We start from the raw sequence: 22,030 nt of genomic DNA, 5'->3' as shown, positions 1-22,030 counted from the left end.
GGTGTTGTAGCTAAAATCTTCGCTTAATAGCATTTAGATTTTTGCACTCTCTTCATTAGAAGAGCACGCATCTGAAAAGGGGAGCTTCGGCTTCCCTTTTGTTTTCTCAAAAGAAATATTACCTTCCATCTATCTTCTTCCCTCTCGATACAAAACCAACTTCCAATAAATTGCGATTATTTTTCCAACACTACTTGCATACTAAAGTGTGATCTGTATAATGCATCGCACTGGCTAACGCTGGTTGTGAACCAATGAGCACTGAGGAGTAGGTCTTACCTAGTAATGTATACTCAGCTTATGTTCGCGGTTAATAAAAATAGTAAACTTCTTGTTTACTTCAAAAGTTAACTGACAATGCGTCCTAATTTTGGGTGCTACGGTTTCACATAAATCAATCGGCATTCTCTCGTTTTATCGGGTTTGAGTGGCGATATTGTTTGTGTAATTTTTAATAATTGGAGCTCTGTCTCATGCAGAACCAACGTATTCGTATCCGCCTTAAAGCGTTTGATTACAAGCTAATCGATGCTTCAACTGCGGAAATCGTTGAAACAGCAAAACGTACTGGCGCACAGGTTCGTGGTCCTATTCCACTTCCTACTCGTAAAGAGCGTTTCACTGTTCTTACCTCTCCACACGTCAACAAAGATGCACGTGATCAGTACGAAATCCGTACTCACAAGCGTTTGATCGACATCGTTGAGCCAACAGATAAAACTGTTGATGCTCTAATGCGTCTTGATCTTGCAGCTGGCGTTGATGTTCAAATCAGCCTAGGTTAAGGGAGATAAGAATAATGATTGGTCTAGTCGGACGTAAAGTGGGTATGACCCGCGTATTTACTGAAGAAGGCGTTTCTATCCCAGTAACTGTTGTTGAGGTTGAAGCGAACCGTATTTCTCAAGTTAAAACTCTTGAGACTGATGGCTACGCAGCAATCCAAGTAACTACTGGTGCTAAGAAAGCTAACCGTGTAACTAAACCTGAAGCTGGTCACTTCGCGAAAGCGGGTGTAGAAGCAGGTCGCGGTCTTTGGGAATTCCGTTTAGAAAACGGCGAAGAGTTTGAAGTTGGCGCTGAGCTAAACGTAGAACTTTTCAACGAAATTAAAAAAGTAGACGTTACTGGTACATCTAAAGGTAAAGGCTTCCAAGGCGCTATCAAGCGTTGGAACTTCTCTACTCAAGATATGACTCACGGTAACTCTTTGTCTCACCGCGCACCGGGTTCAATTGGCCAATGTCAAACTCCAGGCCGCGTGTTTAAAGGCAAGAAAATGGCAGGTCACATGGGTGCTGAGCGTGTAACGACTCAAAACCTAGAGATCGTACGTGTTGACGCTGAGCGCAATCTACTCCTTATTAAAGGTGCAGTACCGGGCTCAACAGGCGGAAACGTGATCGTAAAACCTGCTGTTAAAGCATAACGTCTAGGAGTAAGTAATGGAATTGATGGTTAAAGGTGCTGATGCACTAACTGTTTCCGAGACTACTTTCGGACGTGACTTCAACGAAGCTCTTGTACACCAAGTAGTTGTTGCATATGCAGCAGGTGCTCGTCAAGGTACTCGTGCTCAAAAGACTCGTTCTGAAGTATCTGGCGGTGGCGCTAAGCCATGGCGTCAAAAAGGTACTGGCCGCGCACGTGCTGGTACAATTCGTAGCCCAATCTGGCGTACAGGTGGTGTTACTTTTGCTGCGAAACCACAAGATCACAGCCAAAAAGTAAACAAAAAAATGTACCGCGGTGCTATGAAGAGCATTCTTTCTGAGCTAGTTCGTCAAGAGCGTTTAATCGTTGTTGATAACTTCTCTGTAGAAGCACCAAAAACAAAAGAACTTGTAGCTAAGCTTAAAGAGCTTGAGCTAAGCGACGTTCTGATTGTGACTGGCGAAGTAGATGAAAATCTATTCTTAGCTGCTCGTAACCTATACAAAGTAGATGCACGTGATGTTGCTGGTGTTGATCCAGTATCACTAATCGCTTTCGACAAGGTTCTAATGACTGCTGACGCAGTTAAGCAAGTTGAGGAGATGCTAGCATGATCACTGAAGAGCGTATCTTAAAAGTTCTACGTGCTCCGCACATCTCTGAAAAAGCAACTATGGCAGCTGAGAAAGCGAACACTATCGTTTTCAAAGTAGCTAAAGATGCAACTAAGAAAGAGATCAAAGCAGCTGTAGAAAAGCTATTTGAAGTTGAAGTTAAGTCTGTAAATACTCTTGTATTAAAGGGTAAGACCAAACGTCAAGGTATGCGTGAAGGCCGTCGTTCAGACGTTAAGAAAGCCTACGTTACTTTGAAAGAAGGTCAAGATCTTGACTTCGTTGGCGGCGCGGAATAACAGGAGTAGTAAAAATGGCTATTGTTAAATGTAAGCCGACTTCCCCTGGTCGTCGTCACGTCGTTAAAGTTGTTAACGCTGACCTACACAAGGGTAAGCCATACGCACCACTTCTAGAGAAAAACTCTAAGAACGGTGGTCGTAACAACAACGGTCGTATTACAGTACGTCACATCGGTGGTGGTCATAAGCACCATTACCGTGTAATTGACTTCAAACGTACTAAAGATGGCATCCCAGCGAAAGTTGAGCGTCTAGAATACGATCCAAACCGTAGTGCTAACATCGCTCTAGTTCTGTACGCAGACGGTGAGCGTCGTTACATCATTGCACCTAAAGGTGTTAACGCAGGCGACCAGATTCAATCTGGCGTAGATGCTGCAATCAAAGCAGGTAACACTCTGCCGATGCGCAACATCCCAGTAGGTTCTACTGTACACTGTGTTGAACTTAAGCCTGGTAAAGGTGCTCAACTAGCTCGTTCGGCTGGTGCTTATGCTCAAATCATCGCTCGCGATGGTGCATACGTAACTATCCGTCTACGTTCTGGTGAGATGCGCAAAGTTCTTTCTGAAGGTCGTGCAACGATCGGTGAAGTTGGTAACTCTGAGCATATGCTACGTGAACTTGGTAAAGCTGGTGCTTCACGCTGGCGCGGCGTACGTCCAACCGTACGTGGTGTAGTAATGAACCCGGTGGATCACCCACATGGTGGTGGTGAAGGCCGCACATCTGGTGGTCGTCACCCAGTTTCTCCTTGGGGCGTTCCTACTAAGGGCTTCAAGACTCGTAAGAACAAGCGCACTGACAAGTACATCGTACGTCGTCGCACTAAATAATTTATAAAGAGGAATCGCCATGCCACGTTCTCTCAAGAAAGGTCCTTTTATTGACCTACACTTGCTGAAGAAGGTAGAGAAAGCGGTGGAAAGCGGAGACAAAAAGCCTATTAAGACTTGGTCCCGTCGCTCAATGATCATCCCAACAATGATTGGTTTGACCATCGCTGTCCATAATGGTCGTCAGCACGTTCCAGTTTTCGTTACCGAAGAAATGATCGGTCACAAACTGGGCGAATTTGCACCAACTCGTACTTATCGCGGTCATGCTGCAGATAAGAAAGCTAAGAAGAAATAAGGAGTAGATGATGGAAGCTTTAGCTAAACATAACTTTGCTCGTATTTCTCCACAGAAAGCTCGCTTAGTTGCAGACCAAATTCGCGGCAAGTCGGTAGACCAAGCTCTAGAAATTCTAACTTTCAGCAACAAAAAAGCTGCTGTATTAGTTAAGAAGGTTCTTGAGTCAGCTATCGCTAACGCGGAACATAACGAAGGTGCAGATATCGACGATCTAAATGTCGCTAAAATCTTCGTAGATGAGGGCCCTATCATGAAGCGTATTATGCCTCGTGCTAAAGGTCGTGCGGATCGTATCTTGAAGCGTTCAAGCCACATCACTATTGTTGTAGCAGATCGCTAAAGACTAGGAGAGTAAGCAATGGGTCAGAAAGTACATCCTAATGGTATTCGTCTTGGCATCGTTAAGCCTTGGAATGCTACATGGTTTGCTAATACCAACGAATTCGCTGACAACCTAGACGGCGACTTCAAGGTACGTCAGTTCCTTACAAAGGAACTACAAAAAGCATCATTATCTCGTATCGTTATCGAGCGTCCAGCTAAGAGCATCCGTGTGACTATTCACACTGCTCGTCCTGGCGTTGTTATCGGTAAGAAAGGTGAAGACGTAGAGAAGCTACGCGCAGCTGTAGCTAAAATCGCAGGTGTACCAGCGCAAATTAACATCGCTGAAGTACGTAAGCCTGAGCTAGATGGTCAGCTTGTAGCTGATAGCATCGCGTCTCAACTAGAGCGTCGTGTTATGTTCCGTCGTGCAATGAAGCGTGCGGTACAAAATGCTATGCGTCTAGGCGCTAAAGGCATCAAAGTACAAGTAGGCGGCCGTCTTGGCGGTGCTGAAATCGCACGTTCTGAGTGGTACCGTGAAGGCCGTGTGCCTCTACACACTCTACGTGCAGACATTGATTACGCAACTTCTTCGGCTCACACTCAATACGGTGTGATCGGCATTAAAGTTTGGATCTTCAAAGGTGAGATTCTAGGCGGTATGCCAGCTGCTAACGCAGTAGAGCCAAAAGGCGATAAGCCTAAGAAGCAGCGTAAAGGCCGTAAGTAAGGAGTCGAACGATGCTACAACCAAAACGTACTAAGTTCCGCAAGGTTATGACTGGTCGTAACCGTGGTCTAGCTAAAGGTACTGAAGTAAGCTTCGGCGAATTCGGTCTTAAAGCTGTTGGCCGTGGTCGTCTGACTGCACGTCAAATCGAAGCGGCACGTCGTGCTATGACACGTCACATTAAGCGTCAAGGTCAAATCTGGATTCGTGTATTCCCAGACAAGCCAATTACTGAAAAGCCTCTTGAAGTTCGTCAAGGTAAAGGTAAAGGTTCAGTTGCGTACTGGGTTGCTCAAATCCAACCAGGCAAAGTTATGTACGAGATGAATGGCGTACCTGAAGAGTTGGCACGTGAAGCGTTCCGCCTAGCGGCACGTAAACTGCCTGTTAAAACTACTTTTGTAACTAAGCAGGTGATGTGATGAAAGCACAAGATCTACGCGAAAAGAACGTTGAAGAGCTTAACGCTGAGCTATTGAATTTGCTACGTGAACAGTTCAACTTGCGCATGCAAGCTGCAACTGGTCAACTACAGCAAACTCATACTCTAAAAGCTGTACGCCGTGACATCGCACGTGTGAAAACTGTTTTGACTGAAAAGGCAGGCGCATAATGAGCGAAACTAACCGCATCCAGCAAGGCCGTGTAGTAAGTGACAAGATGGACAAGTCTATCGTTGTTGCTATTGAGCGCACTGTAAAACACCCAATTTACGGTAAGTTCATCAAACGCACGACTAAAGTACACGCACACGACGAAGACAACACTTGTGGCCTAGGCGACAAAGTTGAAATCGCTGAGTGTCGTCCTCTGTCTAAGACTAAGTCTTGGACATTGGTTAAAGTTCTAGAAAAAGCGAAGATTTAATCTTTGTAATTCTATAACTTATAAGCGGCTCCAAATAATTTTTTGGAGCCGCTTGTTTTTTGTCTACCCAATTTAAAAAAAGGGTGGTACAATTCGCGTCCCTTTTAAAGAGGCAGCCCGACCCGAGAGGGTCTAGTTTTAATATTTAGCGGAGCACTAACAATGATCCAGATGCAAAGTACACTTGACGCAGCAGATAACTCTGGCGCGCGCAAGGTAATGTGTATTAAGGTTCTGGGTGGCTCTCACCGCCGTTATGCACATATCGGTGACGTCATCAAGGTTACAGTGAAGGAAGCGATTCCTCGCGGTAAAGTAAAGAAAGGTGATGTTCTGAAGGCGGTAGTAGTGCGCACCCGTAAAGGCGTTCGTCGCCCAGACGGTTCTGTCATTCGCTTCGACAGTAATGCTTGTGTATTGTTAAATGACACTACTGAGCAACCAGTCGGCACACGTATCTTTGGTCCTGTGACTCGTGAACTTCGTAACGCGAAATTCATGAAGATTGTATCACTAGCACCTGAAGTTCTGTAAGGAGCGGCAATATGGCAGCTAAAATCCGTCGTAATGACGAAGTAATCATTCTTGCTGGTAAAGATAAAGGCAAGAAAGGTAAAGTAACTAAGGTTCTGACAACTGGTAAAGTTATCGTTGAAGGCATCAACCTTGTTAAGAAACACCAAAAGCCGGTTCCGGCTCTAGGTCAACAAGGTGGCATCGTTGAACAAGAAGCAGCTATTGATGCTTCTAACGTTGCTGTTTTTAACGCGGCTACTGGTAAAGCAGACCGTATCGGTTTCCGTATCGAAGATGGCAAGAAAGTTCGTTTCTTCAAATCTAACGGCGAAACTGTTTCTAACTAATTAGAAGTAATTTGGAGTTCTACTATGGCGAAACTGCATGATTACTACAAGTCGTCTGTAGTCGCTGAGCTTACCAAAGAGTTCAGCTACACAAGCGTCATGCAAGTCCCTAGGATTGAGAAAATCACCCTAAATATGGGCGTTGGTGAAGCAATCAACGATAAGAAACTGCTAGAAAACGCAGCAGCTGATATGGCAACGATCTCTGGTCAAAAGCCACTTATCACTAAAGCGCGTAAATCTGTAGCTGGTTTCAAAATTCGTGAAGGCTACCCAATTGGTTGTAAAGTAACCTTGCGTGGTGAGCGCATGTGGGAATTTTTAGAGCGTTTAATCTCTATCGCACTTCCACGTGTACGTGATTTCCGTGGTGTTAGCGCTAAGTCTTTTGACGGTCGCGGTAACTACAGCATGGGCGTTCGCGAGCAAATCATCTTTCCGGAAATCGACTACGATAAAGTCGATCGTGTCCGCGGTCTTGATATCACTATCACGACTTCTGCGGGTTCCGATGAGGAAGGCCGAGCTCTGCTGGCTGCCTTTAACTTCCCATTCCGTAAGTAAGGGTAGGGTTACTGTTATGGCTAAACAATCAATGAAAGCACGTGAAGCTAAACGTGCAAAACTAGTAGCTAAGTTCGCTGAAAAGCGTTCTGCGCTAAAAGTTATCATTAGCGATGTAAACGCATCTGAAGAAGATCGTTGGAATGCGGTTCTTAAACTGCAATCTCTTCCACGTGATTCAAGTGCATCACGTCAGCGCAACCGTTGCAACCAAACTGGTCGTCCACACGGTTACCTACGTAAATTCGGTCTAAGCCGCATTAAGGTTCGTGAAGCTTGCATGAAAGGCGAGATTCCGGGTCTTCGTAAGGCTAGCTGGTAATTGCCACTTAATCATTTGGAGTAAATCTTATGAGCATGCAAGATCCGATTTCGGATATGCTGACCCGAGTTCGTAACGGTCAGGCAGCAAACAAAGTTGCTGTAAAAATGCCTTCTTCAAAGCTTAAAGTTGCAATTGCTGCATTACTTAAAGCTGAAGGTTACATCGTAGACTTCGCTGTTAACAGCGAAGCAAAACCTGAGCTAGAAGTTACTCTTAAGTACTTCCAAGCTAAACCTGTAATCGAGCAAATCAAGCGTGTATCACGTCCTGGTCTAAGAGTTTATAAAAATAAAGACTCTTTACCTACAGTGATGGGTGGTCTTGGTATTGCAGTTGTTTCTACTTCCAAGGGTCTGATGTCTGACCGTGCTGCTCGTAAAGCAGGTCTTGGCGGTGAAATCATCTGTTACGTAGCTTAAGGAGTAGATTATGTCTCGTGTTGCTAAAGCACCTGTCGCTATTCCAGCTGGCGTAGAGGTGAAACTAAACGGCCAAGAAGTTACTGTAAAAGGTAGCAAAGGTGAGCTTACTCGCGTTCTTAACAGCGCCGTAGTTATTGCACAGGAAGAAACCAACCTAACTTTCGGTCCGAAAGAAGGTGTTACTAACGCATGGGCACAAGCTGGTACAGCTCGCGCTCTAGTTAATAACATGGTTGTGGGTGTTACTGAGGGCTTCACTAAGAAGCTAACTCTTAAGGGTGTTGGTTACCGTGCTGCTATGAAAGGCAACTCTGTAGCTCTAACTCTTGGTTTTTCTCACCCAGTAGAGCACGCTCTACCTGAAGGTATTAAAGCTGAGTGCCCTAGCCAAACTGAGATCATCATTACTGGTTGCGATAAGCAAGTAGTAGGTCAAGTTGCGGCTGACATTCGTTCTTACCGTGCTCCTGAGCCTTACAAAGGCAAAGGTGTTCGTTACGCAGATGAAAATGTGCGTACTAAAGAAGCTAAGAAGAAGTAAGGTATCACTATGGATAAGAAAGCATCTCGCATCCGTCGTGCTACACGTGCACGTCGTAAGATTGCAGAACTTGGTGCAACTCGCCTGGTAGTACACCGTACTCCTCGCCATGTTTACGCACAAGTTATCGCGGCAAACGGCTCTGAGGTTATCGCAGCTGCTTCTACTGTAGAAAAAGCGATCCGTGAGCAAGTTAAGAACACTGGTAACGTTGATGCAGCTAAAGCAGTTGGTAAAGCTGTTGCTGAGCGCGCTCTTGAAAAAGGCGTAGCTTCAGTTGCATTTGATCGTTCTGGTTTCCAATACCACGGTCGAGTAGCGGCGCTAGCAGAATCTGCTCGCGAAGCTGGTCTGAAATTCTAAGGTAGGGTTGGAAGATGGCTAAAGAACAACAACAAGCTAATGATTTGCAAGAAAAGCTGATCGCAGTTAACCGTGTATCTAAGACGGTTAAAGGTGGTCGAATCATGAGCTTTACTGCACTAACAGTAGTTGGTGACGGTAACGGTCGCGTAGGTTTCGGTTACGGCAAAGCTCGTGAAGTACCTGCTGCGATTCAAAAAGCAATGGAAAAAGCGCGCCGTAACATGGTTACAGTATCGCTTAACGAAGGCACTCTTCACCACCCGGTGAAAGGTCGTCATTCGGGCTCTAAAGTTTACATGCAGCCAGCTGCAGAAGGTACAGGTGTTATTGCCGGCGGTGCAATGCGTGCTGTACTTGAAGTTGCGGGCGTACATAACGTACTTTCTAAAGCATACGGTTCAACGAACCCGATCAACATCGTTCGTGCAACGATTGGTGCTCTAGTAGACGTTAAGTCACCAGAAATGGTTGCTGCTAAACGTGGTCTAACTGTTGAATCTATTTCGGAGTAAGCACACGATGGCAACTATTAAAGTAACTCAAACTAAAAGCTCAATTGGTCGCCTACCTAAGCACAAAGCGTGTCTTAAAGGTCTAGGTCTTCGTCGCATCAACCATACAGTAGAACTTGAAGATACACCGTGCGTACGCGGTATGATCAACAAGGTTTACTACATGGTTAAGATTGAGGAGTAATCAGAATGCGTTTGAATACTCTATCACCGGCTGCTGGCTCTAAACCTTCTAAGAAGCGTGTAGGTCGTGGTATCGGTTCTGGCCTTGGTAAAACAGGTGGCCGCGGTCACAAAGGTCAAAAGTCACGTTCTGGCGGCTCTGTTCGTCCAGGTTTTGAAGGCGGTCAAATGCCTCTAAAACAACGTCTACCTAAATTCGGTTTCACTTCTCGTAAGAGCCTAGTGTCTGCTGAAGTTCGTCTAGCTGAGCTAGCGAAAGTAACAGGTGACGTAGTTGATCTTAACAGCCTTAAAGCTGCTAACGTTATCACTAAGAACATCGAGTTTGTTAAGATCGTTCTTTCTGGTGACCTAAGCAAAGCTGTGACTGTTAAAGGTCTACGCGTGACTAAAGGCGCTAAAGCTGCAATCGAAGCTGCAGGCGGTAAAATCGAGGAATAATCTCGAGGAACGAGGTACAGATGGCTAAGAAACCAGGACAAGATTTTCGTAGTGCTCAGAGCGGCTTAAGTGAACTAAAGTCGCGCTTATTATTCGTAATTGGTGCACTTTTAGTATTCCGAGCCGGCTCTTTTGTGCCGATCCCTGGTATTGACGCAGCTGTACTTGCCGATTTGTTCGATCAGCAAAAAGGTACCATCGTAGAAATGTTTAACATGTTCTCCGGTGGTGCTCTTGAGCGTGCATCTATATTAGCATTGGGTATCATGCCGTACATTTCGGCATCGATCGTAGTCCAATTGCTAACTGTAGTTCATCCAGCGTTAGCGGAACTCAAGAAAGAGGGTGAAGCAGGCCGTCGTAAGATAAGCCAATATACACGCTACGGCACGCTTGTACTTGCAACATTCCAAGCTATTGGTATCGCAACAGGCTTACCAAACATGGTCGACAATCTGGTTGTTATCAACCAAACCATGTTTACGCTTATTGCTACCGTGAGTTTAGTAACTGGTACCATGTTCTTAATGTGGTTAGGTGAACAAATCACTGAGCGAGGAATCGGTAATGGTATTTCCATTCTGATTTTTGCAGGTATTGTTGCTGGATTGCCTTCTGCAATCGGTCAAACAATCGAGCAAGCGCGTCAAGGTGAATTGCATGTGCTTCTTCTGCTGTTGATTGCTGTATTGTCTTTTGCTGTTATTTACTTCGTAGTTTTCATGGAACGTGGTCAACGTCGTATCGTCGTTAACTATGCGAAACGTCAACAAGGTCGTAAAGTTTTTGCAGCACAAAGCTCTCACTTGCCTCTTAAGATTAATATGGCAGGTGTTATTCCAGCGATTTTCGCATCAAGTATTATTTTGTTCCCAGGAACATTAGCGCAGTGGTTTGGTCAAAATGGTGAAAGCAGCGCGTTCGGTTGGTTAACTGACGTGTCATTAGCTCTTAGCCCAGGTCAACCTTTGTATGTAATGCTTTATGCAGCAGCTATAATCTTCTTCTGTTTCTTCTATACAGCGTTGGTGTTTAACCCACGTGAAACAGCTGATAACTTGAAGAAGTCTGGTGCATTCGTACCCGGTATCCGCCCAGGTGAGCAGACAGCGAAATATATCGATAAAGTGATGACTAGACTAACCCTTGCGGGCGCTCTATACATTACTTTTATATGTCTGATTCCTGAGTTCATGATGGTCGCGTGGAACGTTCGTTTCTACTTTGGCGGCACATCACTACTAATCGTAGTGGTAGTTATCATGGATTTCATGGCACAGGTACAGACTCATCTGATGTCACAACAGTATGATTCTGTGTTAAAGAAAGCGAATCTGAAGGGTTACGGCCGTTAATTCGGTGGTAACAATTTCGATTCCATTTACGGAGTTTAGCAATGAAAGTTCGTGCTTCCGTTAAAAAAATCTGCCGTAACTGTAAAGTTATCAAGCGTAACGGTGTCGTTCGCGTGATTTGCAGTGAGCCAAAGCATAAGCAACGCCAAGGCTAATTAGCAGAAATTTTTACTTGAAATACAAGGTAGAGTCGAGTATATTCCTCGGCCTACCTTTTGCGTGCAAAAGAAGTAGTATGCCGCAGCGTATCCATAACGGGCTTTGCTGCGGATAATTCTTTTATGAACCCCTTAGGAGTGAATAATGGCCCGTATAGCCGGCATTAACATTCCTGATCATAAGCATTCTGTAATTGCACTTACTGCAATCTACGGTATCGGTAAAACTCGCTCTCAAGCTATTCTAGCTGAAGTGGGTATTGCTGAAGATGCTAAGATCAGTGAACTAACTGAAGAGCAGATCGATCAACTGCGTGATGGTGTAGCTAAGTACACTGTAGAAGGTGATCTACGTCGTGAAGTATCGATGAACATCAAGCGTCTTATGGACCTTGGCTGTTACCGCGGTCTTCGTCATCGTCGCAGTCTACCACTACGTGGACAGCGTACTAAAACCAACGCTCGCACCCGTAAGGGTCCGCGCAAGCCGATCAAGAAATAGTCGGATAAGGTAGAGTACAATGGCAAAACAACCAACTCGCGCGCGTAAGCGCGTACGCAAGCAAGTAGCTGATGGCGTAGCGCACATTCATGCTTCTTTCAACAACACAATCGTAACTATCACTGACCGTCAAGGCAACGCTCTTGCATGGGCTACAGCAGGTGGTTCAGGTTTCCGTGGTTCTCGTAAATCTACTCCGTTCGCAGCACAAGTTGCAGCTGAGCGTTGTGGTGAAATGGCTAAAGAATATGGCCTAAAGAACTTGGAAGTTATGGTTAAGGGTCCAGGTCCAGGTCGCGAATCTACTGTTCGTGCACTGAACGCTGCTGGTTTCCGTATCACTAACATTGTTGATGCGACACCAATCCCTCATAACGGTTGTCGTCCACCTAAGAAACGTCGCGTTTAAGTTTCGTTTCTAGGAATATTGGAGAAAGATCATGGCAAGATATTTGGGTCCTAAGCTTAAGCTTAGCCGTCGCGAAGGTACTGACTTATTCCTTAAGTCTGGTGTCCGTGCGATCGATACCAAGTGTAAAATTGATAACGCACCAGGTGTACACGGCGCTCGTCGCGGTCGTCTATCTGAGTATGGCGTTCAGCTTCGTGAGAAGCAAAAAGTTCGTCGTATCTACGGCGTTCTAGAAAAACAATTCCGCAACTACTACAAAGAAGCTGCACGTCTTAAAGGCAACACAGGTGCAAACCTGCTTCAGCTTCTTGAAGGTCGTCTTGATAACGTAGTTTACCGTATGGGCTTTGGCGCTACTCGTGCTGAATCTCGTCAACTAGTTAGCCACAAGTCTATTCTAGTTAACGGTAAAGTTGTAAACGTTCCTTCTTTCAAAGTAGCGGCAAACGACGTTGTTTCTATCCGCGAGAAAGCTAAACAGCAATCTCGTATTAAAGCGGCTCTAGAAGTTGCTGAACAACGTGAAAAGCCAACTTGGATTGAAGTAGATGCTGGCAAAATGGAAGGTACATTCAAGCGTATGCCTGAGCGTTCTGACCTATCAGCTGACATCAATGAACACTTGATCGTCGAACTTTACTCTAAGTAAGGTTAAAAAAAGAGAGGACACAATGCAGGGTTCTGTAACAGAATTTCTTAAGCCGCGTCTTGTTGACATTGAACAGATCAATACGACACACGCGAAAGTAACTCTTGAGCCATTAGAGCGCGGTTTCGGCCACACTCTAGGTAATGCTCTTCGCCGCATTCTTCTATCTTCTATGCCGGGTTGTGCCGTAACAGAAGTTGAAATTGAAGGTGTGCTACACGAATACAGCACTAAAGAAGGCGTTCAGGAAGATATCCTGGAAATCCTTCTAAACCTTAAAGGTTTGGCTGTACGCGTTGCTGAAGGCAAAGATGAAGTGTTTATTACACTGAACAAATCAGGCTCAGGCCCTGTTGTTGCAGGTGACATCACCCACGATGGTGATGTAGAGATCGCTAACCCTGAGCACGTAATTTGTCACCTAACGGATGACAACGCTGAGATCGCTATGCGTATCAAAGTAGAACGTGGTCGTGGTTACGTTCCAGCTTCAGCTCGTATCCATACTGAAGAAGATGAGCGTCCTATCGGTCGTCTACTAGTTGACGCTACTTACAGCCCGGTTGATAAAATCGCTTACGCTGTAGAAGCGGCACGTGTAGAACAACGTACTGATTTAGACAAGCTTGTTATCGATATGGAAACGAACGGTACTCTAGAACCTGAGGAAGCAATCCGTCGTGCAGCTACTATTTTAGCTGAACAATTGGATGCGTTCGTAGATCTTCGTGATGTACGTGTACCTGAGGAGAAGGAAGAGAAGCCAGAATTCGATCCTATCCTACTACGTCCTGTAGACGATCTTGAACTAACAGTTCGCTCTGCTAACTGTTTGAAAGCAGAAGCGATTCACTACATCGGTGATCTTGTACAGCGCACTGAGGTTGAGCTACTTAAAACGCCAAACCTTGGTAAGAAATCTCTTACAGAGATTAAAGATGTGCTTGCTTCACGTGGTCTTTCTCTAGGCATGCGTCTAGAAAACTGGCCACCAGCGTCAATCGCTGAAGATTAATCGAAAAGTTAGAAGGATTAGGTCATGCGCCATCGTAAAAGTGGTCGTCAACTCAACCGCAACAGCAGTCATCGCAAAGCGATGTTCAGCAACATGGCTAGCTCTCTTGTTCGTCACGAAGTTATTAAAACTACCGTGCCTAAAGCAAAAGAACTACGTCGCGTAATTGAGCCATTGATTACCCTAGCTAAGACAGACAGTGTTGCTAACCGTCGTCTTGCATTTGCTCGCACTCGTGATAACGAAGTTGTGGCAAAACTATTTAATGAACTAGGCCCGCGTTTCGCGGCTCGCCAAGGTGGTTACACTCGCATTCTTAAATGTGGTTTCCGTACTGGTGATAAAGCTCCAATGGCTTACATTGAGCTTGTAGACCGCCCAGCTGCTGAAGAAGCTGCTGAGTAATCTATACTAGATTCTTAATACAAAAGCCGAGCATTAGCTCGGCTTTTTTGTGTCTGTAGAACAAGGAAAAGATAATAGAAATTGCACCATGATGTTTGGCACTTTTTGCTTGTCTTATCTGCTCCAATTTTCAAAAATGTCTCGTATCTCGTATCTCGTATCTCGTATCTCGTATCTCGTATCTCGTATCTCGTATCTCGTATCTCAAATATCTTTTCTTCCACGCACAAAAAAGAGCACCGAAGTGCCCTTATTAGATTTTAAGCTAGCTATTAATAACTAACGATTATTGCCATATAGCTGAAAGTGAATCCATCAGGCCGCTCGTCGCACCTTGTGACTGCAATGCTTGAAGAATGATTGGCGCAAATGTCGTAACCATTGATGGATCCATGCCTAATCCAGAAAACGCACTTTCAACGGCACCTTGTGAGCTTAGTAGCGATGATAGCCCCGTAGACTCAAGGCTCGACATGCCTGGAATAAGTGTCGCGAGTTCTTTGTTGTCGGCTGTGCCAAGAGAGTTTTGTGCAAGGGCTAACATTGAACCAATACCGCCAACTGCTTGGTCGCTGGTAACAGAAGCTTGGTCAGCTACCGTATCCACAAGCGGTGTTGTTTCGTTCTGCTGAGACCACATATTCACTGCAGCCATCAGTGCAGTTTGGGATAGTTGGGAATAGTTGGTATCTGATGATGAACTGGTTTGTTCAGAGTCGCTAGTGCTAGCGCAAGAGACAACAGCAAGGCTGCTGAGCATAGTGATGAGTATTTTCTTCATTATTCTTCCTTAAGTAATAAAGTAATCGACCTATTCACTATAAACGAAAAACGGCGATGTAGTCACATCGCCGTTGGATTATTTCAATTTTATTTGCCAATAGTATTTTGTTTTACTAAAGGTTTTTATAAAAATTAAAGAATAGCTAGAAGTTCTACTTCAAATACTAGAGCAGCAAATGGTGGGATTGCAGCACCTGCGCCACGCTCACCGTATGCTAGATCTTGAGGGATGTATAGCTTCCACTTAGAGCCAACAGGCATCATTTGTAGAGCTTGTACCCAACCTTGAATTACGCCAGTTACAGGGAATTCAGCAGGTTGACCGCGAGATACAGAGCTGTCGAAAACAGTACCGTCAGTTAGTTCGCCGTGGTAGTGAACACGTACTTGCTTGTCTGCAGTTGGGATTTCGCCAGTACCTTCAGTTAGTACTTCGTACTGAAGACCAGACTCAAGAACCGTTACTTCTGAACGAAGAGCGTTGTCAGCTAGGAAAGCTTCGCCGTCAGCAGCAGCAGCTTTAGCTAGTTCTTGACGTGCAGCTTCACCGCGAGTGTGTAGCTCTTGTAGTGCGTTGTTGATTTCGTCAACTTCGATAGCTGGCATGTCGCCAACTAGAGCTGTTGCGATACCAGCAGCGATTGCGTCAACGTTTAGGCCTTCAAGACCAGAACCAGCAAGTTGTTGGCCCATTTGTAGACCGATACCGTAGCTAGCTTTTTGCTCTACAGTTTCAAATTTTACTTCAGACATGAAAAGTCACTCTTTTTGTCAGTACGAAAAGGGTAAGAATACCAGTATTAGCAGCGTGAAGAAACGGCTAGTCCCTGATCACTTGCGCTTTACCGTGCCCAAATCACAGCCATGTCAATTTTCTCGCTTTGGGCCTTGTTGTGACGGAAAGATCTATACTGTTGGTACTTTGGTTTTTATACTGTAGTTATTCAATGTATAGGACGCAGTGGTATGAATCGTCGTCAAAAGAAAAAACAGAAAGTTGACCACTTAGCAGAATTCAAGGATCGACTGAATAAGGTCAAAGAGAAATTGAGTTCGATCGATGTGAAGAAATTGAAAACCTCGACAGCGCAAACTTGGGGCTCATTGCCGAAGTTACACCAAAGACTGTTGATGGTGATTTCTCCGATCGTACTGATATTACTTTTTGTGCCGCTACCAGAACCTAAAGTAGACACAGCTCCAACAACATCGCGCGTTGAGCTTGAAATAAACACCGTCGGCTTAAGCGAACAGCAAAATGCCAAGAGCAGTTCATCAGAACCGAGTAACAAAAATTGGCAGGAGTACCTTGTTAAGCAAGGGGATACGTTAGCGCAGGTTTTTCGAAACAACGATTTGCCATTGTCTGACTTGAATGCGTTAGTGCGTATTGAAGGTGCAGATAAGCCACTCAGTCAGATTCGTAAAGGCCAACTGGTTCGTTTCAAACTTGCTGAAACTGGGCAGTTGGACATTCTTCAGCTAGAGAAAGGCGATACTTCGGTGATGTTCTTCCGCTTATCCGATGGTGGCTTTGGTCGCAGTAAGTAGATGAATAGTGAGCCTGAGTTAAAGCGCTTCACCAGACACAGATAAACGATAGAAAAGAGCTAAGCATTAGCTCTTTTTTTTGGTCGCTTGAAAGGGGCGAGTGGCAAGATGATAAGCATGATTCCGATAAAGGTTAATGTATCCGGAATCTCATCGAACCATATTGCACCTATTAGCGCGACAAACACCAATCCTGAATACTCAGCCAAGGCAATTTGGCTAGAGTGTGCTTTTTGATAGGCAGCAACCGCAAGGCCGTTGTAGCTTAAGATTAGCGTCGCACTTAATGCTATGTATCCCAAATGCTCCACAGACACCGGCTGCCAGTATAAGAAGCACAGTACTAATGAGGCTGGAATAGAGAATAAGGTTGTCCACCACAGCGTAGTGACCACCGTTTGCTCACTAGGAAGCTTTCTTACGAGTACATTAAAGAGTGCGAGAGTGAGTGCTGTACCCAAAGCAAACAGTGCTGCCCAATGAAATTGTGATGGCCTCAAGACAATCAATGCACCAATAAAACCTATGGTTGTGCCGATAACCTTGCCGAGTGCCGGTTGCTCTTTCAATAGCAACATTGAGAGCGGCAACATCAGTAAAGGCGCGACATAAAATACTGCGTTGGCGGTTGCCAAAGACAAGTGAGTGATCGCGACCACCATGCACCCACTGCCGATCAGAATTAACTGACCTCGAATGAAGGTTACCTTAGCCTGCTGTAAGCGCCGTTGTTCTTTTTTCTGCTGTAGCCACAAAGGGGTGATGATGAGCAGAGATATCAACTGTCGGAAAAAAATATACTGTAAGGGCGGTACTTCGCCATTTAACAGCTTTACCGCTACGTCGGAAAGCGAGGCAAACAAATTACCTGCAATCAGCAATAGGATACCGACAGTGATATTCGACATTACTTCTCTAATCTCATATCAATGTGCGGAATATCGTCTTCCAAGTACATCTCAGAGATCGTTTTGAAGCCGTGGCTCGCATAGAAATCTTCTAGGTGTTGTTGCGCACCAATATCGATAGTCGTGCTTGGCCAAAGAGCCTCACAGCGTGTTAACGCTTCTTTTATCAATTGATGGCCTAAACCATCACCTCTTGCCGATTGCTTCGTTGCCACTCGACCGATGCTCGTGTTGTCGTAAGAAGTTCCTGGTGGTAACAAGCGTGCACACGCCACTAACTCTGCATCAGCATAGCCAAGTAAGTGTTCAACACCCGCGAGTGTATCTTTACCGTCGAGTTCTGGATAAGGGCAATTTTGTTCAACGACGAACACATCTACTCGTAATTGAAGTAGTTGATAAAGCTGCTGTGTTGAAAGTTCAGAGAAGGGAATTGAGTGCCAAGTGATCATGTTTACATCCAGAGATTATCGATGCTCTGAATGTACTATGCGTGATGATTGTTGGCATTAACTATTGTTAATTCGACCTTTAATTCTGCTCAGGCTGATTGCGGTGATTCCTAGATAAGCGGCAATTTGATTGTCATTTAAGCGCTGCTCAAGGTCGGGATAGTGCTCGCAGAACAGCTGATAACGTTGCTCTGGTGTATAGAGCAGCATGAAGCGTTCTTTGTTTTCCTTATGCATCAGCTGTGTTTCTAACAGCTTTAAATACAAAGGATTATTTGATGCACGCCACTCGATAACCGCATTCATTGGCAGCTCTAACATGGTGATGGGAGTCAGCGTTTCTAATAGGTAAGGGGACGCTTGGCTTTTTATCAGACTCTCAAAGCCGATGATCCAATCTTGTTCCCAATAGAACTCTTTACTGTATTGCTTACCATCATCAGTGAGGTAGCAGGCATGACACAAGCCTTCAAGTACAAAGTAGATTGAACTCGCCATCTCACCTTGATTGATCAAGATGTGTCTGGTTGGCAACTCAAGTGGCTTGGCGACAGCAACTAGAGATTCAATCTGGCTTTCAGAGAAGTCGAAGCTTTGTAGTTGTTCGATAAAAGAGGTGTGCATGAAAATAACCTAACCCAAATAAGTGCCGAAATCATCGCACTTATTTGGAGAGAGGTACAGAGCGGGATAAATCAGCGGCGTGCGTGTTGCTCTAGGTAATCTTGAGCAAGCTCTCTGCCCATGTATTTACCCAGAGTCTTCAGTGGTACCTTTTTAAGGTTCACCACAATCAAGCCATCCAAGACATCATTAAACGATGGGTCGACATTAAAACACACCAGTTTACCGTTCATCCCTAGATATTGGCGCAGCAGTACCGGCAGGCCTTTACCTTGCTCCATGCGTGCTAACACTTTAGAGAGCAGAGGCACACTCGCCAGTGAAGAGAGCAGGTGATTTTGCCAGAACACATGACTGCTGGTATTGAGTGGTGACGAAGGTGAAACCAAATTCGCCTTTTCCTCATCATAATGGTGGATTGATAACGTGGTCGCGATCAACAGACGCGCATTGTGGCTGTAATCATTGCTGATACTGACTGGGCCGAACAGATGGGTATATTGAGGGTGACGAGACACAAAGGTCGCAATGCCTTTCCACAATAGTAACAGTGAGTTCAGGCTCTTTTGGTAAGGTTTACTTACTACCGATCGCCCTAGTTCAATGCTGTTTTCTAACGTATCAATGAATTCTTGGTTGTAGTTAAACAGGCTACGAGAGTAAAGCTGATCAAGCCCGTGCTCTGCGATGAGTTTGTCGACCATACCGAGTCGATACGCCCCGACCAGTTCTGCCTTGGTTTTATTCCACACAAACAGTTGATGGTAGTAAAGGTCATACTCATCTAAATCACAGGCCAGCCCACTGCCTTCTCCGACTTCTCTAAAGCTTTCTTCTCTTACTCGACCAATCTCGCGCATTAAGTTAGGAATAGAGTGGCTAGGCGTGCAGTAGACCTCGAAGTCCCCTTGCTCAAGTAACTTCATATCTTCCGGAAGAGAATCGACCTCTATTGCCAACACTTCTGGCGGAATAGGCGCAATCACTTGGGTATCAAAAGAAGGTGCGTGGATGGGCGTGCTCGGGCTGTCTTGTTGACTCATTAGATAGGTATTAAGTCGTAGGTAGTTGACGATATCCATCTCTTTTTCAAACGATTTTATCTCTGAATATGGAATCGATGAGCCAATCGAGATAGAGATAGTTGTCGCTTGTTTATTAAGAAGTTCACGCCCGAGTAGAGCGGTTCTCAACAGTGGATGAACACGACCCGCTTGATAGAAAAGCTCACTGTTCTTGCCATTGATAAAGATAGGTACCGTGGTGGCTTGGTGACGTTTGACGAATTTCGCTACCGACTTGCTCCACTCGATGTCTGTCAGTGTTTTTGCCCCTTTACGGTAGCTTGATACTTCACCTGCTGGGAATACAATCAATAGTCCACCATCAGCCAAATGACGATTGGCATCTCGAATCGCTTTGGCATTGGTGCGTTTCGATTCTTTACTGTTAAAGACATCGACACCGATGAAAAGATCATCCAGTTCAGGCAGGCGCTTAAGTAACTCATTGGCCAGCACCTTCACATCCTTTCTTACTGATCCTACGAGATCGGCAAGGATCACGCCTTCGATGGCGCCAAGCGGGTGGTTCGCCACAATCACGACAGACCCTTCTTCCGGGATGTTTTCCGTGCTTCCCGATGCAACCGAGTAGTCGATATTGAGCGCCGACAGAGTGTAACTCATGAATTCGAAGCTAGATAACTCGTTTTTACGATCTTGGTAGAGTCGGTCTAGCTTAGATAGCCCAGTTGCCCACTCGACAACAGACTCACCTAAACCAAAAGGCGTGTAACGTGGTAAACGAAAAGGACTATCAATCATAATGAAATTACCTTACTTAATCAGTTGCGGCCAAACTTTATCGGCTTGTTGAATATGCTGTGCTTGGTCTTGTTCCCAGCGCTGCTTAATCTCTTGGTCGTAGTTGAGGTAAAGCTTGTTATCAACAATCGTCCATTGATGTGGGTCACTCGGTGCAAAGTCGCTCTTCGCTGATACTGCCCAAGCGCAATAGCCACCATATTGAGGGGCATATTTTTCAGGATTATTAACAAATAAAGTCAGATTCTTTTCAGAAGAGAAATACCAGTCCGCGCCTTTGTACTCGGTGCTGAATTTGTTACTGCCTTCGATGGGCTTGCCTGAAGTGAAATAAGCCACAGTGTCGTAGCCATCGAGCGCCTTACTGCTAAAGAATCCTGTGTAGATTTCATCGGCGGCAAATACGTACGGGCTAACAAGTAGCAGAACCATGGTGAATAGTTTTCTCATGATGGACTCCATCTATAGATTGATTGCGGGTGATAAATCAAAGGTAAAGCGCTGCTGATTTATCTGACATGGTTTAATGGGTTCGCATGGTGAGCCGGGTGCATAAAACATAGAGGCTTGACCATGCAGGTTACGTAAGTGTGTAAAGTTCACGGTATGTGCGTCTTCGCGATGCATACAGGTCGCTAAATGAGGTTGCTCATTGTGATGGTGAGAGTGGAACATCAGTAAGTTCTGTTGATTCTTACCTGCCGCCATGAGCTGATCATATTTTGCTTGTCGGTAGGCTTGCACTCGCTCTAAATCAACACCGGATGAGAAGAGTGGAGAATCAGTGTCGACTATTTTCTGTTGAATACCATCCCACATGTAGGCGATAACCAGACCATTGTGTTGGGTTAGATTGGGCGCGAAAGCTAGCAAGGTAAATGGGGCAAAAGAGTGTAGGTCTAGCTTGTGAAACGCTTCAGATAGCTGACTGATATTACGACTCGATGATAGGTTTTTAAGTAGCAAACCGCGGCTTACTAAAGGACCAACGGGCACTGTGCCTTGATAGTTATTGAGTAGGCATAGCGAAAGCCCGAACTCATTGATACTTATCCAGCTACCGCCGCCAGTTGGGTCGAGTGGCATAATGATATCGACACCGTTGACTCGATATTGTCTGGGTGGCATTGCCAGTGCTCGCGTCTTTTGTTCATCACGATTAAAGAAGACCTGATAGCCATTGTCTTCAAGTAGCCAAGATACTGAACACATGATTATTGCTCCCTCAGATAGCTGCTGGTGGTTGGGGCATAACCAAAGGTGTTGCAGGTCTCTACGTCTAGGAAGGTGGTGATCACCTTGATCATCGCGTAATGATGATTGGCATGCAGTGCGGCAAATGTGACCTCTCTTTCGAGCGTTGAAGGCAGGCTTGCGAACACTTGAGCGTCCATCGAAACTTCGGTTTGGATCATGATAGGCGCTTCGAGATCTCGACGGTCTAATCGTTCAAGCCAGTTGATCACATAGTGGATCTCTTTGACTGCAATAGAGCGGTCGTATTCGACAGGATGACCACGACGACGAGTGTTGTAATCAACGGCCTCATCCTCTTTTAAAATCAAGGCGTGAAAAAGATCCAGTGTGTGACGAGTATGTTCACCGATAGAGCTTGTAACGTGTGGCTTTGCTCGTGTCAGGTAATCGCTGTCAGAAATCGCTAACAAAAACTCTAGACCCTGATTCAATATCTCTACCGCTCCCTTGATACTAGGAGAGAAAGAAGTAAGGGCGCTCGGTTGGGCTATGGGGTTCATTCATG

The 22,030-nt window shown here is 45.3% G+C and carries 38 protein-coding genes; 29 read left to right on the top strand and 9 right to left on the bottom strand.

The window, feature by feature from the left end; all coding sequences use genetic code 11:
• Nucleotides 1-473 precede the first annotated feature (473 nt).
• The 28 genes from rpsJ (at nt 474) to rplQ (ending at nt 14,124) form a co-directional block, all read left to right on the top strand.
• On the top strand, nt 474-785 hold the full coding sequence (rpsJ, locus tag AB4351_RS19850) for a 30S ribosomal protein S10 (protein ID WP_004736761.1): 312 nt from the start codon (nt 474-476) through the stop codon (nt 783-785).
• A gap of 14 nt (nt 786-799) precedes the next feature.
• Nucleotides 800-1,429 carry a 50S ribosomal protein L3 gene (gene rplC / locus AB4351_RS19845; protein ID WP_004736763.1) on the top strand — a complete coding sequence of 210 codons (630 nt, stop codon included), beginning with the start codon at nt 800-802 and terminating at the stop codon, nt 1,427-1,429.
• 16 nt (nt 1,430-1,445) lie between these two features.
• The gene (gene rplD / locus AB4351_RS19840) at nt 1,446-2,048 is read left to right on the top strand and encodes a 50S ribosomal protein L4 (RefSeq protein WP_004738803.1); all 603 of its coding nucleotides are present in this window, start codon (nt 1,446-1,448) and stop codon (nt 2,046-2,048) included.
• Nucleotides 2,045-2,347: a 50S ribosomal protein L23 gene (gene rplW / locus AB4351_RS19835; protein WP_004736765.1), complete on the top strand. Its 303-nt coding sequence runs from the start codon at nt 2,045-2,047 to the stop codon at nt 2,345-2,347. Before rplD ends, rplW begins: the two co-directional genes overlap by 4 nt.
• Nucleotides 2,348-2,361: 14 nt before the next feature.
• On the top strand, nt 2,362-3,186 hold the full coding sequence (gene rplB, locus AB4351_RS19830) for a 50S ribosomal protein L2 (protein ID WP_010435149.1): 825 nt from the start codon (nt 2,362-2,364) through the stop codon (nt 3,184-3,186).
• 19 nt (nt 3,187-3,205) lie between these two features.
• A complete protein-coding gene (gene rpsS / locus AB4351_RS19825; RefSeq protein WP_004736729.1) occupies nt 3,206-3,484 on the top strand; it encodes a 30S ribosomal protein S19 in 279 nt (92 codons plus the stop codon).
• Between the two features lie 10 nt (nt 3,485-3,494).
• Nucleotides 3,495-3,827: a 50S ribosomal protein L22 gene (gene rplV / locus AB4351_RS19820; protein ID WP_004736732.1), complete on the top strand. Its 333-nt coding sequence runs from the start codon at nt 3,495-3,497 to the stop codon at nt 3,825-3,827.
• Nucleotides 3,828-3,845: 18 nt separating this feature from the next.
• Nucleotides 3,846-4,544, top strand: coding sequence for a 30S ribosomal protein S3 (rpsC, locus tag AB4351_RS19815; protein WP_004736734.1), 699 nt, complete (start codon nt 3,846-3,848; stop codon nt 4,542-4,544).
• An 11-nt stretch (nt 4,545-4,555) separates the two neighbouring features.
• The gene (gene rplP / locus AB4351_RS19810; protein WP_004736736.1) at nt 4,556-4,966 is read left to right on the top strand and encodes a 50S ribosomal protein L16; all 411 of its coding nucleotides are present in this window, start codon (nt 4,556-4,558) and stop codon (nt 4,964-4,966) included.
• On the top strand, nt 4,966-5,157 hold the full coding sequence (gene rpmC, locus AB4351_RS19805; RefSeq protein WP_004736737.1) for a 50S ribosomal protein L29: 192 nt from the start codon (nt 4,966-4,968) through the stop codon (nt 5,155-5,157). The genes rplP and rpmC overlap by 1 nt, the downstream gene beginning before the upstream one ends.
• Nucleotides 5,157-5,411: a 30S ribosomal protein S17 gene (rpsQ, locus tag AB4351_RS19800; RefSeq protein ID WP_004736739.1), complete on the top strand. Its 255-nt coding sequence runs from the start codon at nt 5,157-5,159 to the stop codon at nt 5,409-5,411. Before rpmC ends, rpsQ begins: the two co-directional genes overlap by 1 nt.
• Nucleotides 5,412-5,573: 162 nt before the next feature.
• Nucleotides 5,574-5,945, top strand: a complete 372-nt coding sequence (rplN, locus tag AB4351_RS19795) for a 50S ribosomal protein L14 (RefSeq protein WP_004736740.1) — start codon at nt 5,574-5,576, stop codon at nt 5,943-5,945.
• Between the two features lie 11 nt (nt 5,946-5,956).
• Entirely contained in the window at nt 5,957-6,274 is a 318-nt protein-coding gene (rplX, locus tag AB4351_RS19790) for a 50S ribosomal protein L24 (RefSeq protein WP_004738792.1), read from the top strand.
• Between the two features lie 24 nt (nt 6,275-6,298).
• Nucleotides 6,299-6,838, top strand: a complete 540-nt coding sequence (gene rplE, locus AB4351_RS19785; RefSeq protein ID WP_004738790.1) for a 50S ribosomal protein L5 — start codon at nt 6,299-6,301, stop codon at nt 6,836-6,838.
• A gap of 16 nt (nt 6,839-6,854) precedes the next feature.
• A complete protein-coding gene (rpsN, locus tag AB4351_RS19780) occupies nt 6,855-7,160 on the top strand; it encodes a 30S ribosomal protein S14 (protein ID WP_004738789.1) in 306 nt (101 codons plus the stop codon).
• Nucleotides 7,161-7,189: 29 nt separating this feature from the next.
• Entirely contained in the window at nt 7,190-7,582 is a 393-nt protein-coding gene (gene rpsH, locus AB4351_RS19775; protein ID WP_017061309.1) for a 30S ribosomal protein S8, read from the top strand.
• A gap of 10 nt (nt 7,583-7,592) precedes the next feature.
• Nucleotides 7,593-8,126, top strand: coding sequence for a 50S ribosomal protein L6 (rplF, locus tag AB4351_RS19770; protein WP_017063712.1), 534 nt, complete (start codon nt 7,593-7,595; stop codon nt 8,124-8,126).
• 9 nt (nt 8,127-8,135) lie between these two features.
• Nucleotides 8,136-8,489: a 50S ribosomal protein L18 gene (rplR, locus tag AB4351_RS19765; protein WP_004738784.1), complete on the top strand. Its 354-nt coding sequence runs from the start codon at nt 8,136-8,138 to the stop codon at nt 8,487-8,489.
• A gap of 14 nt (nt 8,490-8,503) precedes the next feature.
• A complete protein-coding gene (rpsE, locus tag AB4351_RS19760) occupies nt 8,504-9,004 on the top strand; it encodes a 30S ribosomal protein S5 (RefSeq protein WP_017061307.1) in 501 nt (166 codons plus the stop codon).
• Nucleotides 9,005-9,011: 7 nt separating this feature from the next.
• The gene (gene rpmD / locus AB4351_RS19755; protein WP_004736756.1) at nt 9,012-9,188 is read left to right on the top strand and encodes a 50S ribosomal protein L30; all 177 of its coding nucleotides are present in this window, start codon (nt 9,012-9,014) and stop codon (nt 9,186-9,188) included.
• 5 nt (nt 9,189-9,193) lie between these two features.
• A complete protein-coding gene (gene rplO, locus AB4351_RS19750; protein ID WP_004736758.1) occupies nt 9,194-9,628 on the top strand; it encodes a 50S ribosomal protein L15 in 435 nt (144 codons plus the stop codon).
• A 20-nt stretch (nt 9,629-9,648) separates the two neighbouring features.
• Nucleotides 9,649-10,983 (top strand): preprotein translocase subunit SecY, encoded by a 1,335-nt coding sequence (gene secY / locus AB4351_RS19745; protein ID WP_004738781.1) that lies wholly within the window; start codon nt 9,649-9,651, stop codon nt 10,981-10,983.
• A gap of 41 nt (nt 10,984-11,024) precedes the next feature.
• Nucleotides 11,025-11,138 carry a 50S ribosomal protein L36 gene (gene rpmJ, locus AB4351_RS19740; RefSeq protein ID WP_000868186.1) on the top strand — a complete coding sequence of 38 codons (114 nt, stop codon included), beginning with the start codon at nt 11,025-11,027 and terminating at the stop codon, nt 11,136-11,138.
• A gap of 148 nt (nt 11,139-11,286) precedes the next feature.
• The gene (gene rpsM, locus AB4351_RS19735) at nt 11,287-11,643 is read left to right on the top strand and encodes a 30S ribosomal protein S13 (RefSeq protein ID WP_004738779.1); all 357 of its coding nucleotides are present in this window, start codon (nt 11,287-11,289) and stop codon (nt 11,641-11,643) included.
• 19 nt (nt 11,644-11,662) lie between these two features.
• Nucleotides 11,663-12,052: a 30S ribosomal protein S11 gene (gene rpsK / locus AB4351_RS19730; protein ID WP_004738778.1), complete on the top strand. Its 390-nt coding sequence runs from the start codon at nt 11,663-11,665 to the stop codon at nt 12,050-12,052.
• A 31-nt stretch (nt 12,053-12,083) separates the two neighbouring features.
• Nucleotides 12,084-12,704 (top strand): 30S ribosomal protein S4, encoded by a 621-nt coding sequence (gene rpsD, locus AB4351_RS19725; RefSeq protein WP_004738777.1) that lies wholly within the window; start codon nt 12,084-12,086, stop codon nt 12,702-12,704.
• A 22-nt stretch (nt 12,705-12,726) separates the two neighbouring features.
• Nucleotides 12,727-13,719 (top strand): DNA-directed RNA polymerase subunit alpha, encoded by a 993-nt coding sequence (locus AB4351_RS19720; protein WP_004729813.1) that lies wholly within the window; start codon nt 12,727-12,729, stop codon nt 13,717-13,719.
• A 24-nt stretch (nt 13,720-13,743) separates the two neighbouring features.
• Nucleotides 13,744-14,124 carry a 50S ribosomal protein L17 gene (gene rplQ, locus AB4351_RS19715; RefSeq protein WP_004729812.1) on the top strand — a complete coding sequence of 127 codons (381 nt, stop codon included), beginning with the start codon at nt 13,744-13,746 and terminating at the stop codon, nt 14,122-14,124.
• A 286-nt stretch (nt 14,125-14,410) separates the two neighbouring features.
• Here the strand turns inward: rplQ and AB4351_RS19710 are convergent, their stop codons facing one another.
• Both AB4351_RS19710 and AB4351_RS19705 read right to left on the bottom strand, forming a co-directional pair.
• A complete protein-coding gene (locus AB4351_RS19710) occupies nt 14,411-14,905 on the bottom strand; it encodes a DUF2780 domain-containing protein (RefSeq protein WP_136981955.1) in 495 nt (164 codons plus the stop codon).
• A gap of 134 nt (nt 14,906-15,039) precedes the next feature.
• Nucleotides 15,040-15,660 (bottom strand): FKBP-type peptidyl-prolyl cis-trans isomerase, encoded by a 621-nt coding sequence (locus AB4351_RS19705; RefSeq protein WP_008220519.1) that lies wholly within the window; start codon nt 15,658-15,660, stop codon nt 15,040-15,042.
• 213 nt (nt 15,661-15,873) lie between these two features.
• Between AB4351_RS19705 and AB4351_RS19700 the strand changes: the two genes are divergently transcribed.
• Complete coding sequence (locus AB4351_RS19700; protein WP_059022215.1) at nt 15,874-16,458, top strand: LysM-like peptidoglycan-binding domain-containing protein; 585 nt, start codon at nt 15,874-15,876, stop codon at nt 16,456-16,458.
• A gap of 59 nt (nt 16,459-16,517) precedes the next feature.
• Here AB4351_RS19700 and AB4351_RS19695 read toward each other — a convergent pair whose 3' ends face one another.
• From AB4351_RS19695 to AB4351_RS19665, 7 genes are all read right to left on the bottom strand, one after another.
• Nucleotides 16,518-17,366 (bottom strand): DMT family transporter, encoded by an 849-nt coding sequence (locus AB4351_RS19695; RefSeq protein ID WP_372126936.1) that lies wholly within the window; start codon nt 17,364-17,366, stop codon nt 16,518-16,520.
• On the bottom strand, nt 17,366-17,818 hold the full coding sequence (locus tag AB4351_RS19690) for a GNAT family N-acetyltransferase (protein WP_372126934.1): 453 nt from the start codon (nt 17,816-17,818) through the stop codon (nt 17,366-17,368). The genes AB4351_RS19695 and AB4351_RS19690 overlap by 1 nt, the downstream gene beginning before the upstream one ends.
• Before the next feature lie 57 nt (nt 17,819-17,875).
• On the bottom strand, nt 17,876-18,442 hold the full coding sequence (locus AB4351_RS19685; protein ID WP_017058879.1) for a Crp/Fnr family transcriptional regulator: 567 nt from the start codon (nt 18,440-18,442) through the stop codon (nt 17,876-17,878).
• Nucleotides 18,443-18,513: 71 nt separating this feature from the next.
• Nucleotides 18,514-20,268, bottom strand: coding sequence for a lysophospholipid acyltransferase family protein (locus AB4351_RS19680; protein ID WP_372126932.1), 1,755 nt, complete (start codon nt 20,266-20,268; stop codon nt 18,514-18,516).
• Nucleotides 20,269-20,280: 12 nt separating this feature from the next.
• Nucleotides 20,281-20,718, bottom strand: coding sequence for a YHS domain-containing (seleno)protein (locus AB4351_RS19675; protein ID WP_372126930.1), 438 nt, complete (start codon nt 20,716-20,718; stop codon nt 20,281-20,283).
• Nucleotides 20,719-20,730: 12 nt separating this feature from the next.
• On the bottom strand, nt 20,731-21,480 hold the full coding sequence (locus tag AB4351_RS19670; protein ID WP_372126929.1) for an NRDE family protein: 750 nt from the start codon (nt 21,478-21,480) through the stop codon (nt 20,731-20,733).
• Between the two features lie 2 nt (nt 21,481-21,482).
• Complete coding sequence (locus AB4351_RS19665; RefSeq protein WP_102427908.1) at nt 21,483-22,025, bottom strand: hypothetical protein; 543 nt, start codon at nt 22,023-22,025, stop codon at nt 21,483-21,485.
• Between the last annotated feature and the right edge of the window lie 5 nt (nt 22,026-22,030).

It is taken from the genome of Vibrio sp. 10N.261.51.F11 (genome assembly GCF_041471665.1).
Taxonomy (GTDB): domain Bacteria; phylum Pseudomonadota; class Gammaproteobacteria; order Enterobacterales; family Vibrionaceae; genus Vibrio; species Vibrio crassostreae_C.
The sequence above is the reverse complement of the archived record's forward strand: the minus strand, read 5'-3'. Positions and strand labels throughout refer to the sequence as shown.

What these genes read in the sequence shown, in the direction of transcription:
- rpsJ (WP_004736761.1), top strand. Translation starts at nt 474, where the DNA reads ATGCAGAACCAACGTATTCGTATCCGCCTTAAAGCGTTTGATTACAAG.
- rplC (WP_004736763.1), top strand. Translation starts at nt 800, where the DNA reads ATGATTGGTCTAGTCGGACGTAAAGTGGGTATGACCCGCGTATTTACT.
- rplD (WP_004738803.1), top strand. Translation starts at nt 1,446, where the DNA reads ATGGAATTGATGGTTAAAGGTGCTGATGCACTAACTGTTTCCGAGACT.
- rplW (WP_004736765.1), top strand. Translation starts at nt 2,045, where the DNA reads ATGATCACTGAAGAGCGTATCTTAAAAGTTCTACGTGCTCCGCACATC.
- rplB (WP_010435149.1), top strand. Translation starts at nt 2,362, where the DNA reads ATGGCTATTGTTAAATGTAAGCCGACTTCCCCTGGTCGTCGTCACGTC.
- rpsS (WP_004736729.1), top strand. Translation starts at nt 3,206, where the DNA reads ATGCCACGTTCTCTCAAGAAAGGTCCTTTTATTGACCTACACTTGCTG.
- rplV (WP_004736732.1), top strand. Translation starts at nt 3,495, where the DNA reads ATGGAAGCTTTAGCTAAACATAACTTTGCTCGTATTTCTCCACAGAAA.
- rpsC (WP_004736734.1), top strand. Translation starts at nt 3,846, where the DNA reads ATGGGTCAGAAAGTACATCCTAATGGTATTCGTCTTGGCATCGTTAAG.
- rplP (WP_004736736.1), top strand. Translation starts at nt 4,556, where the DNA reads ATGCTACAACCAAAACGTACTAAGTTCCGCAAGGTTATGACTGGTCGT.
- rpmC (WP_004736737.1), top strand. Translation starts at nt 4,966, where the DNA reads ATGAAAGCACAAGATCTACGCGAAAAGAACGTTGAAGAGCTTAACGCT.
- rpsQ (WP_004736739.1), top strand. Translation starts at nt 5,157, where the DNA reads ATGAGCGAAACTAACCGCATCCAGCAAGGCCGTGTAGTAAGTGACAAG.
- rplN (WP_004736740.1), top strand. Translation starts at nt 5,574, where the DNA reads ATGATCCAGATGCAAAGTACACTTGACGCAGCAGATAACTCTGGCGCG.
- rplX (WP_004738792.1), top strand. Translation starts at nt 5,957, where the DNA reads ATGGCAGCTAAAATCCGTCGTAATGACGAAGTAATCATTCTTGCTGGT.
- rplE (WP_004738790.1), top strand. Translation starts at nt 6,299, where the DNA reads ATGGCGAAACTGCATGATTACTACAAGTCGTCTGTAGTCGCTGAGCTT.
- rpsN (WP_004738789.1), top strand. Translation starts at nt 6,855, where the DNA reads ATGGCTAAACAATCAATGAAAGCACGTGAAGCTAAACGTGCAAAACTA.
- rpsH (WP_017061309.1), top strand. Translation starts at nt 7,190, where the DNA reads ATGAGCATGCAAGATCCGATTTCGGATATGCTGACCCGAGTTCGTAAC.
- rplF (WP_017063712.1), top strand. Translation starts at nt 7,593, where the DNA reads ATGTCTCGTGTTGCTAAAGCACCTGTCGCTATTCCAGCTGGCGTAGAG.
- rplR (WP_004738784.1), top strand. Translation starts at nt 8,136, where the DNA reads ATGGATAAGAAAGCATCTCGCATCCGTCGTGCTACACGTGCACGTCGT.
- rpsE (WP_017061307.1), top strand. Translation starts at nt 8,504, where the DNA reads ATGGCTAAAGAACAACAACAAGCTAATGATTTGCAAGAAAAGCTGATC.
- rpmD (WP_004736756.1), top strand. Translation starts at nt 9,012, where the DNA reads ATGGCAACTATTAAAGTAACTCAAACTAAAAGCTCAATTGGTCGCCTA.
- rplO (WP_004736758.1), top strand. Translation starts at nt 9,194, where the DNA reads ATGCGTTTGAATACTCTATCACCGGCTGCTGGCTCTAAACCTTCTAAG.
- secY (WP_004738781.1), top strand. Translation starts at nt 9,649, where the DNA reads ATGGCTAAGAAACCAGGACAAGATTTTCGTAGTGCTCAGAGCGGCTTA.
- rpmJ (WP_000868186.1), top strand. Translation starts at nt 11,025, where the DNA reads ATGAAAGTTCGTGCTTCCGTTAAAAAAATCTGCCGTAACTGTAAAGTT.
- rpsM (WP_004738779.1), top strand. Translation starts at nt 11,287, where the DNA reads ATGGCCCGTATAGCCGGCATTAACATTCCTGATCATAAGCATTCTGTA.
- rpsK (WP_004738778.1), top strand. Translation starts at nt 11,663, where the DNA reads ATGGCAAAACAACCAACTCGCGCGCGTAAGCGCGTACGCAAGCAAGTA.
- rpsD (WP_004738777.1), top strand. Translation starts at nt 12,084, where the DNA reads ATGGCAAGATATTTGGGTCCTAAGCTTAAGCTTAGCCGTCGCGAAGGT.
- AB4351_RS19720 (WP_004729813.1), top strand. Translation starts at nt 12,727, where the DNA reads ATGCAGGGTTCTGTAACAGAATTTCTTAAGCCGCGTCTTGTTGACATT.
- rplQ (WP_004729812.1), top strand. Translation starts at nt 13,744, where the DNA reads ATGCGCCATCGTAAAAGTGGTCGTCAACTCAACCGCAACAGCAGTCAT.
- AB4351_RS19710 (WP_136981955.1), bottom strand. Translation starts at nt 14,905, where the DNA reads ATGAAGAAAATACTCATCACTATGCTCAGCAGCCTTGCTGTTGTCTCT.
- AB4351_RS19705 (WP_008220519.1), bottom strand. Translation starts at nt 15,660, where the DNA reads ATGTCTGAAGTAAAATTTGAAACTGTAGAGCAAAAAGCTAGCTACGGT.
- AB4351_RS19700 (WP_059022215.1), top strand. Translation starts at nt 15,874, where the DNA reads ATGAATCGTCGTCAAAAGAAAAAACAGAAAGTTGACCACTTAGCAGAA.
- AB4351_RS19695 (WP_372126936.1), bottom strand. Translation starts at nt 17,366, where the DNA reads ATGTCGAATATCACTGTCGGTATCCTATTGCTGATTGCAGGTAATTTG.
- AB4351_RS19690 (WP_372126934.1), bottom strand. Translation starts at nt 17,818, where the DNA reads ATGATCACTTGGCACTCAATTCCCTTCTCTGAACTTTCAACACAGCAG.
- AB4351_RS19685 (WP_017058879.1), bottom strand. Translation starts at nt 18,442, where the DNA reads ATGCACACCTCTTTTATCGAACAACTACAAAGCTTCGACTTCTCTGAA.
- AB4351_RS19680 (WP_372126932.1), bottom strand. Translation starts at nt 20,268, where the DNA reads ATGATTGATAGTCCTTTTCGTTTACCACGTTACACGCCTTTTGGTTTA.
- AB4351_RS19675 (WP_372126930.1), bottom strand. Translation starts at nt 20,718, where the DNA reads ATGAGAAAACTATTCACCATGGTTCTGCTACTTGTTAGCCCGTACGTA.
- AB4351_RS19670 (WP_372126929.1), bottom strand. Translation starts at nt 21,480, where the DNA reads ATGTGTTCAGTATCTTGGCTACTTGAAGACAATGGCTATCAGGTCTTC.
- AB4351_RS19665 (WP_102427908.1), bottom strand. Translation starts at nt 22,025, where the DNA reads ATGAACCCCATAGCCCAACCGAGCGCCCTTACTTCTTTCTCTCCTAGT.